The sequence below is a fragment of the Isoptericola sp. NPDC057391 genome, assembly GCF_042668085.1.
In the GTDB taxonomy this organism is placed as follows: Bacteria; Actinomycetota; Actinomycetes; order Actinomycetales; family Cellulomonadaceae; genus Isoptericola.
This window is the reverse complement of record NZ_JBHVBO010000332.1, coordinates 1-1,530: the sequence shown is the minus strand read 5'-3', so window position 1 is coordinate 1,530 and position 1,530 is coordinate 1. Positions and strand designations below refer to the sequence as shown.

The following is a 1,530-nucleotide window of genomic DNA, read 5'->3' as shown; positions in this document are numbered from 1 at the left end:
CCACCCTGCGCTCACGGCGTCAGTTCGAAGTGCCGCCGTGAGCGCGAACTACCGCCGTGAGCCCGAACTGCCGTCGTCAGCCGGCGCCGCGGGAGAGCACCAGCTCCGCGGCGACGGCGTCGCGCACCTCCGTGTCGGTGAGCCCGTGGTCGCGCGCGATCCGGACGAAGCGTCGCGCGGCCTCGGTGACGGCCGACCGGTCGAGGGTCGCCACCGGCGCGGTGACCAGCGTGCCCACCCGGCGGCGCGTGGTGACCAGACCGGCGGTCTCCAGGTCGCGGTAGGTACGCGACACCGTGCCCGGGGCGATGCCGAGGTCGTGGGCGAGCACGCGGACGGTGGGCAGGCGTTGTCCGTCGGCAAGCGTGCCGGCGGTGATCAACGCGGCGAGCTGCGACCGCAGCTGCTCGTAGTGCGGCACCGGCGACGTCGTGTCGATCCGCACGGTGAGCGTCATGAGCGCGCCCCGACGGCGGGCCGTCCGGAGGCCGTGTCGGGCAGTGGGTCGCGCGTCCGCCAGCAGGCTGTGACGACGGCGGTGAGAGCGACCGCTACCGCGACCCAGAGGACGACGTTCGCGAGAGTGACGTACTCCGGCACCACCGGCAGCGCGGCCGTGCTCATGGTCGTGCGGCCCAGGCCGAGCATGCGCAGGGCGATCCCGGCGCCACCGACCAGGACCGCCAGGCTGAGGCCCACCACGAGCTGGACGACCCGTAGGACCCGGCGGGCCCCGCGGCGTCGGAGCCACATGTCCCAGGCCTCGTCCACGTCGGCGACGGCAGGACGTACGGCGATCAGGTACAGCACGGCCTCAGTCAGGGCCAGCGCGACGAGGGTGGCCAGCAGGACGGGTCCGGTCCACGCCCAGCCGGGGAAGAGGGTCTGACGTTCGAGGACGCCGTCCATGACCCGCGCGATGCTGTCCGGGCCGTCGGCCACCAGGGCGAGCAGGACGGTCGTCACGACGAGAACGGCCGCCGTGATCCAGGCCCGGCGGCGGGCGCCTCGGTCGGCGACGTCGGCCGTGGTCCGCGTCGTCAACCGGGCCTGGCGGTGGGTGTCGCGGGGCCGGGGCCAGGTCAGCTCCCCCACGGCGTACACCGCGAGGAATACCCAGAGCCCGAGGGTCGGGACCACGACGAGCTCGGCGGTCTTCACGTGCGGACCGATGCCTAGGTGGAAGCTCAGGACCGGGAGGAGGACGCCGGCGACACCGGGCACGAGGGCCACGCCCATCGTGGTGGTCGCGTGCCGCACGGCGCGGCGCGCGGCCGTGGTGGGTGCGACCGTCCGGCGCCCGTCCCACCAGAGCAGCGCGCCCGCGCCGAGCGCGAGCGCCACCACGAACAGTGCAAGCTCCAGCGGTACCGCGCCGATGACGATGCCGAACATCTCGTCCCCTCTCTGACTATTGATCATGAACTATGGCCTTTGATGCTGACCGGGTCAAGACCTGTGTCAGACCGGTCGCGACGGCGGCAGTTCGGGTTCGCGGCGGCAGTTCGAACTGCCGCGATGAGCACGAAC

At 72.9% G+C, this 1,530-nt stretch carries 2 protein-coding genes; both read right to left on the bottom strand.

Features of this window, described 5'->3' with window-relative positions:
• Positions 1-76: 76 nt before the first annotated feature.
• Positions 77-457: a GntR family transcriptional regulator gene (locus tag ACFUVW_RS20810; RefSeq protein ID WP_430573193.1), complete on the bottom strand. Its 381-nt coding sequence runs from the start codon at positions 455-457 to the stop codon at positions 77-79.
• Positions 454-1,395 (bottom strand): hypothetical protein, encoded by a 942-nt coding sequence (locus ACFUVW_RS20805; protein WP_430573192.1) that lies wholly within the window; start codon positions 1,393-1,395, stop codon positions 454-456. Before ACFUVW_RS20805 ends, ACFUVW_RS20810 begins: the two co-directional genes overlap by 4 nt.
• Between the last annotated feature and the right edge of the window lie 135 nt (positions 1,396-1,530).